Raw genomic sequence first — 6,621 nt, 5'->3', positions numbered from 1 at the left:
GCGTGGTATTCGATGCCCATGATGCCCATCAGACCCACCGGATCGGAGAACTGAGCGTTGTCCGCGGCGACGATGAGATCGCACGGCCAGCACAGCATCAACCCGGCCGCAATGCACTTGCCCTGCACCGCGGCGATGGACGGCTTGGGGATGTCGCGCCAGCGTTTCGCATACTCCAGGTAGCCGCGGGTCTCCCAGTCGTAGTAGGTATCCGCGAGGAGTTTGCCGTCGGTGCGCTGCGGGCGCAGGTTGCGCCCATCGGCCGACGGGTCGTTGCCCGACATGTCGTGTCCGGCGGAGAAGTGCTTACCGGTGGTCTGAAAGACGATGACCCGGACATCGGCGTCTTCGTCGGCGCGCCGCCAAGCGTCATCGAGATCCTTGAGGACGCCCGGCGTTTGGGCGTTGGCGGCCTCGGGGCGGTCCAGGGTGATGACCGCGACCCGGTCATCGACCTCGTAGCGGACGAAGTGTTGCGCTGTCATGGTTGCATTCCTTTCGGAGGGGTCCTCACGACGCTTTCCTGTGCGAAGGACGCGACATGTGTTCCGGACTGGGTGTAAACGTCGCCGGTGCCGAAGCCGCGGCCACCGACCAATCGCACGCCATGGATCTGCACCCGGAGCCACTGCGCGACGTCGAACGGCTGGTGAAACCACACCGAATGGGTCACGACACCGGTTTGTACGGTGACGTGGGCATCGCGCTGGCTTACCCCGGGCACCGCTTTGAGCAGGGTGCCGATCAGTGGCCAGTCCGAAATGTAGGCAATGACGGGTTGGGCAAGCGCGGTATCGGTGAAGTCGAGGCAGCGTATCCAGAACCCGAGGTCCGCGGTCACGGCATCCTCGACATCCAGACCGTCGCCGATCAGGCGGGCTTCGCCCGGGATCACAGCGAAGTCAATGGGTTTGGCCGCCATCGGATCACCGGCCTCGGCGGCGGTGTACTGATAGTCGTATCCGTCGTCGGCGCGATTGACGAGGATCGAGGCGGTCGCGATCACCCGGCGGGCGGACTCCTGGCCCTGCCACGCCACCGCACGCCGATGCCCCAGCGAGCGCCCGTCGTGGGTTTGCTCCAGGTCCAAGTACAACGGCTCAGCGGCGCGTCCGGCACGCGGGAACGCGATCTGCAGTGATTTCACCGCCTTGGCCGATCCCGGCGGCGCGGCAGCAACAATGAGCTGTGCCATGATTTGTCCACCGAAGATCCGCTCGACGCTCGGGTCCGGGACGGGCAGCACGGTGCGGCCCTCGGTGCCGTCGTCCAGGGTGAGCATGGCGCGAAATTGATCGAGGTTCATCGCAGCCTTTCCACTGTGTTCGCTGTTGCGACCAGCTCGAACTTCTTGACCTTGCCCGACGGTGTCATCGGCAAAGCGTCCACGAAATGCCATGCAACGGGTGTCTTTTGGCGGGCCAATCCGGTGGCGTGCAGGTGACGGGACAGGTCGTCGGCAGATACCTGGTTCGGCTGCTCGAACACCACGAACGCCACGGGTACCTCGCCGAACCGTGCGTCGGGTCCGGCCACGACGGCCGCGTGGCGTACCGCGGGGTGTCTGACGAGCAGGTCTTCGATGTCGCGGGCGGAGAACTTTTCGCCGCCACGGTTGATCACGTCCTTGACCCGCCCGGTGATGGTGACGAAGCCGGCGCCGTCGACGACGCCGACATCCCCGGTGGAGAACCAGCCCGCGTCATCGAGGGAAGCCAGGTTGGCGTCAGGGTCGAGGTAGCCCAGCATCTGCTCGGGTCCGCGCACCAGCAGTTCGCCGGTACAGCCCGCGCCCAGTGGCTCGCCATCCGTCCCGACGACCCGGACCTGCACCCCCGGGGCGATCGCGCCATCGGTCTCGGCGCGCAGGTCGAATGGATAGGCGCGGTTCATCACCGTCACGGTCGGAAGCTCGGTCATCCCGTACACCCGGGCAGCCGGAATTCCCTGCTCTTCACTGCGTTCCAGCACCACGCGCGGCACCGCCGCGCCCCCGCACGCGAACATCCGCAACGGCAGGTGCACGCGTGCGGCGCGGGCGGCGTCAGTCAATTCCTGCAGGAATACCGTCGCCCCGGCCGAATAAGTCACCCGGTGGCGCATGATGTCGGAAACCGCGACGTCGGCTTCCCACCTCTCGGCCAACACCGCGGAGGCGCCGACCAACAACGGGATCGTCATCGCGTTGAGCACGCCGGTGATGTGCTGCAGTGGGGCGGCCATGTAGGCGACGTCCTCCCACGACAGGCCCCACGCGTCGGCGAGCTGGCGGGTTTCGGCAAGCAACGTGCGCGAGGAGTGCACCGCGGCCTTGGCGCCCGCCGTGGTCCCGGACTTGAACAGGATCAGGCAGGGTTCATCGGGCCCGACGGCGGCGGACTCTTGCCGACGGCCATGCGAGACGACCACATCGAACGACGACCAGCCCGGCCGGCTTCCGCGCAGCAGGACGCGGGCGACGTCGCCGAGGCGGGCCGCGGCGAGTAGGTCGTCGAACGCTTCGGCGTGGGCGAAGCCGCGAAACGTCTCGGCGGTCACCACAGCGGCCGGCCGTACCTGCTCGATGACCTGACGTAGTTCGTGTTCCCGGTAGAACGGGGCGATGGGGCAGCTCACTGCCCCGGCGTGCCAGACGGCCAGGCCCAGCACGTGCGCTTCCCACCAGTTAGGCGTCTGCCAGCAGACCACGTCGCCGGGCCCGACGCCCGAGCCGGCCAGCCACGCGGCCGCACGTTCGACCATCTCGAGCAGCTCCTGGTAGCTCAGCTGATGGCCGCCTTCGATGACGGCCGGCCGCGAGCCCCACTGCCGCGCGGCACGGACCACCGACGCAGCCATCGTCAGGTCGCTGACGTACCCAAACCGCCGATATTCCGCGAGTCGGTCCGGCGCCACCGGCGGCGCCACGATATCGGATGCAGTGAGTCGAGTTCGGTCCATCCTCATCCGCCCATGCTCATTCCACCGTCGACGGTCAGGACCGCCCCGGTGACATAGGACGCGAGGTCGTCGAGCAGGAAGGCGACCGCGTGCGCCAGCTCCTCGGGCCGGCCCCAGCGGCCGACCGGGATCATCGACCTCACCGCCTCCCGGTCGGTGTACACCAGCTCGGCTGACAGATCGGTGTCGAAGCTGCCGGGGATCACGCAATTCACCGTGACGCCCTTGCGCGCGACGGCACGAGCGCAGGATCTCGTCAGCCCGACGATGCCGCCCTTGGCGGCGCCGTACGCGACCTGCACCGGGCTGCCCAGTAGCGCGGTGACCGACCCGATGTTGACCACTCGCCCGAAGCGCTGCTGGGTCATGTGCGCCAGGGCGGTTTGGCTGAGGAAGAACGCCGCAGACAGGTTCACCGCGAGCTGGCGCTGCCAGTCCTCGGGGCTGACCTCGCTGAGGCGTTGCTCGTTGACCATCCCGGCGTTGTTGATCAGATAGTCCAGCCGCCCGTGTTCCTCGAGAACCTCGGCGACCAGCCGCTGGCAGGATGTCGCCTCCCCGACATCGGCCTGGTGCAGGCTCACGGTGGCCCCGCATCGCGAAGCCTGGTCGCGCACCGCGTGCGCGGCGACGTCGTCGCGGGCGTACGCCGCGGCCACCGCGACACCCGACTGCGTCAGCCGGTCGGTGATGGCCCGACCTATCCCCCGGGTTCCGCCGGTGACCAACGCGACACGACCCGTCACGGGGTGCTCGCGTTCTTGGCCGCCACTCGTGCGCTCAGCCGCTCCAGCAGGACGCGGTGCTCCTCGGTGTCGAAACACTCGCTCTCAGCGCGGGCACAACGTGGCAGTAACTCAGCCACCCGGTCGATGTGGAAATTCAGCAGCTGGCGGGTTTGGCGGACGGCCTGCGGCGGGAGCGCGGCGAGGCGGTTGGCGAGTTGCAGCGCCTCCTCCAACACCGCGGATGCGGGTACCACGCGGTTCGCCAGCCCCAGGCGATGCGCCTCGGTACCGCTGACCCGATCGCCCAGGAGTAGATATTCCTTGGCCGCAGACAGGCTGGTCAGCAAGGGCCAAAGCAGGAAGCCGCCGGCGCCGTCGAGCAGCCCCAGCGATACCCGCGGGTCGCTGAGGAAAGTGTCTTCGGCCATCACGACCAGGTCGCACAGCAGCGCCGCCGTGACGCCAGCGCCGACCGCAACGCCGTTGACGGCGGCGACGGTCGGAAACGGCAGGCGCGTCATCGCCCAAAACAGCTCCTGATGGGCATCCAAGACTGTGTCGCGCATAGAGCGGTCGTCGCGCATCGCGCGGATGGTCTCGAAGTCCCCGCCGGCGCTGAAGGCGCTGCCCTGGCCGGTGAGCACCATGGCGTGCACGTCAGGGTCGTCACGCAGCGCCAGGACCGTCCCGAGCAGGGCGTCGGTGATCTCGGCGTCCATGGCATTGGCCTTTTCGGGCCGGGCCAAGGTCACCCGCGCCACCGACCCCAGACGTTCGACGACGACGGCCGGGTGCGCATCTGGGCGAGACGGATCGCCGCCGCTCACAAGTCCACCAGCCGCGGGACCGTCCCGGCCGAGAACAGACGGGCGCCGATCGTCGCGGGCAGGTCGCTGGCCGAGCCCAGCACTGAATCCAGCACCACTGCGCGGGCCAAGAAACGGTGGAACGAATGCTCGGCGGTGAAGCCGATGCCGGCCAGCACCTGCTGGCACTGCGTGGCGGCGATCCGGGCTGCGCGCCCCGCCAATGATTTGGCCAGCAGAGCCGCCAAGACGGCGTCGTCGGCGTCCCAGGCGGATGCGAGGGCCGCGGCGGCGCCCTCGCGGGCGACGTGCGCATCGGCCAGGCGATTGCGTACCGCTTGGAACGACCCGATGGGCCGGCCGAACTGCACCCGGCTGCGGGCATGGTCGACGGCAAGGTCGATCATCGTGCCGACGGCTCCGAGCATCTGGTAGCCCAACGCCAGCCGCCCTGCCGCCGCAACGGCATCCCAGGCCACCGCGGCCTGCTTCCCCGCGATGATCACGTCGGCCAACACGTCGACCCCGGTGACCTCGGTCATCGCCAATGCCGGATCAAGTCCTTGAACCAGCCGCGTCGAGATCCCCGAGGACTCCCGCAGACCAACCCAGGCCAGCTCACCGCGAATCGCCACCGGCGCCAAATACATTGGCGCAGGGCGCGCCCCGATGACCAGACCGCGTACTGCCAGCAGCTCATCGTCGGTCGCGCCCACCAGGTCGGCGCCGATGCCGGGCAGCACGACATTGCATTCCGTCGTTGCGATGGGCAGGTCGTCGGCCAACGGCCGCAGCAGCACATCTTGCAGCGACGTCGACATCGATCCGGCGCGACCGAGTGCGGTGAACAGCGCGGACACCGCGTCGGCGGGCGCCTCGGCCAGCAGGTCGGCGAATCCGAACGCATCGAGCGCATCCGCAAGCTCGGTGCCGTCAAGCTCCTCGGCCATCCCGCGCAGCGTCGCCGCCATCAGCGTCCGCTCCGCGGGGTCGATGGTGTGGGTCCCGAAAATGTGAGTCACGCGCTTCTCGGCAATCCGAGCAGCCGCGACGCCACGATGTCCTTCTGTATTTCACTGGTACCCCCGTAGATGGTGGCCGCTCGCGAATACGCCCACTCGCGGCGCCACGCCCGGCTGCGGGCGGTGTCGCTGGTTTCTATGTCCCCTCCCAGCAGATCGCGCGCCAGGTCGAACACGGCCTGGTCGGCGGCGGCGATCAGGATTTTGTCCACCGAGGCTTCGGGACCGGGCAGCTCTCCCGCGGCGATGCGGTCCTGCGTGCTCTTCGAGACGGCGCGGAAGGCCCACAAGAGTTGATACGCCTCGCCGAGCGCCGACGCGGACGGTCCGTCGGCTGCGGTGTCGAGGAGCAGACCGAGATGGTGGGCGAGCCAGGCGCCGCGCTGCCAGAAGATCGGGCCCCGTTCACAGGACAGGATGAACTGTGCGACCCGCCAGCCGGCGTCGAGGTCGCCGAGTAGACGCTGCGCGGGGACCTCGACGTCGACGAATGACGTCGAGCAGAATTCGTCGACCCCGGCCATCGTTTCCAGTGGGCTCGCGGTCACTCCCGGTGTGTCCATGTCCACCAAAAAGGCGCTGATGCCGCGCGACCCGGCGCCGCCGGAGCGGGCCAGCACGACGCACCGGGTGGCATGGTGAGCCCAGCTGGTCCATAGTTTTTCTCCGTTGATCACCCAGCCGTCGCGGTACGGGCGCGCAGTCGTGCGCATCGATCCCAGATCGCTGCCCGCATCGGGCTCAGAAAACCCCTGACACCAGAATTCCTCGCCGCGCAACAGCAGCGGGAAGATGTCTTCGACCAGGTCGGGCCGGCCGAACTCGGCCACCGCCGGCCCGAGCACTTCGTGCATCGACCAGGAGGTGGTGTGCACCAGCGCCCTGCTGGTGAGTTCCTCGCCGAGGACGGCGCGCAGGATCGGCGAGCCCCCCAGGCCACCGACCCGCGTCGGCCATCCCCAGCGCATCCAACCGGCGTCGAACAGCAACCGCTGCACGCGACGCTGATGGTCCAACTGGGCCTGGACACCCTGGTCTTCGATCCCAGGGACCAGCGACGCTCCGACCTCGTCGATCCAGGCCTGCACCCCGGCGCGAAATTCGCGCACCTCCACGACCAGTCCT

Annotated in this window: 6 protein-coding genes and 2 pseudogenes; all 8 read right to left on the bottom strand. The window is 68.4% G+C overall.

The annotated features are described in order from the left end of the window. Nucleotides 1-485, bottom strand: a 485-nt coding sequence (locus tag VGG53_RS05875; RefSeq protein WP_331517052.1) for an enoyl-CoA hydratase-related protein, incomplete at its 3' end; no start/stop codon positions are given. Beyond that, nucleotides 482-1,306, bottom strand: coding sequence for an acyl-CoA thioesterase (locus tag VGG53_RS05870; RefSeq protein WP_331517051.1), 825 nt, complete (start codon nucleotides 1,304-1,306; stop codon nucleotides 482-484). The genes VGG53_RS05875 and VGG53_RS05870, both read right to left, overlap by 4 nt. After that, nucleotides 1,303-2,946, bottom strand: a complete 1,644-nt coding sequence (locus VGG53_RS05865) for an AMP-binding protein (RefSeq protein WP_331517050.1) — start codon at nucleotides 2,944-2,946, stop codon at nucleotides 1,303-1,305. The genes VGG53_RS05870 and VGG53_RS05865 overlap by 4 nt, the downstream gene beginning before the upstream one ends. Continuing rightward, nucleotides 2,943-3,686: a 3-oxoacyl-ACP reductase family protein gene (locus VGG53_RS05860; RefSeq protein WP_331517049.1), complete on the bottom strand. Its 744-nt coding sequence runs from the start codon at nucleotides 3,684-3,686 to the stop codon at nucleotides 2,943-2,945. The genes VGG53_RS05865 and VGG53_RS05860 overlap by 4 nt, the downstream gene beginning before the upstream one ends. Beyond that, nucleotides 3,683-4,495, bottom strand: a complete 813-nt coding sequence (locus tag VGG53_RS05855) for an enoyl-CoA hydratase/isomerase family protein (RefSeq protein WP_331517048.1) — start codon at nucleotides 4,493-4,495, stop codon at nucleotides 3,683-3,685. Before VGG53_RS05855 ends, VGG53_RS05860 begins: the two co-directional genes overlap by 4 nt. Then, nucleotides 4,492-5,496, bottom strand: coding sequence for an acyl-CoA dehydrogenase family protein (locus tag VGG53_RS05850; protein ID WP_331517047.1), 1,005 nt, complete (start codon nucleotides 5,494-5,496; stop codon nucleotides 4,492-4,494). The genes VGG53_RS05855 and VGG53_RS05850 overlap by 4 nt, the downstream gene beginning before the upstream one ends. After that, a pseudogene (locus tag VGG53_RS23975) lies at nucleotides 5,493-5,924 on the bottom strand (acyl-CoA dehydrogenase family protein); the annotation flags it as partial. The pseudogene VGG53_RS23975 and the gene VGG53_RS05850, both read right to left, overlap by 4 nt. A 69-nt stretch (nucleotides 5,925-5,993) precedes the next feature. Further along, nucleotides 5,994-6,605, bottom strand: a pseudogene (locus tag VGG53_RS23970) (acyl-CoA dehydrogenase family protein); the annotation flags it as partial. Nucleotides 6,606-6,621: the final 16 nt, after the last annotated feature.

The sequence above is a fragment of the Mycobacterium sp. genome (genome assembly GCF_036490025.1).
Taxonomy (GTDB): domain Bacteria; phylum Actinomycetota; class Actinomycetes; order Mycobacteriales; family Mycobacteriaceae; genus Mycobacterium.
Note: the sequence above shows the minus strand (reverse complement) of the source record. Positions and strands in the feature narration are given on the sequence as shown.

What these genes read in the sequence shown, in the direction of transcription:
- VGG53_RS05870 (WP_331517051.1), bottom strand. Translation starts at nt 1,306, where the DNA reads ATGAACCTCGATCAATTTCGCGCCATGCTCACCCTGGACGACGGCACC.
- VGG53_RS05865 (WP_331517050.1), bottom strand. Translation starts at nt 2,946, where the DNA reads ATGAGGATGGACCGAACTCGACTCACTGCATCCGATATCGTGGCGCCG.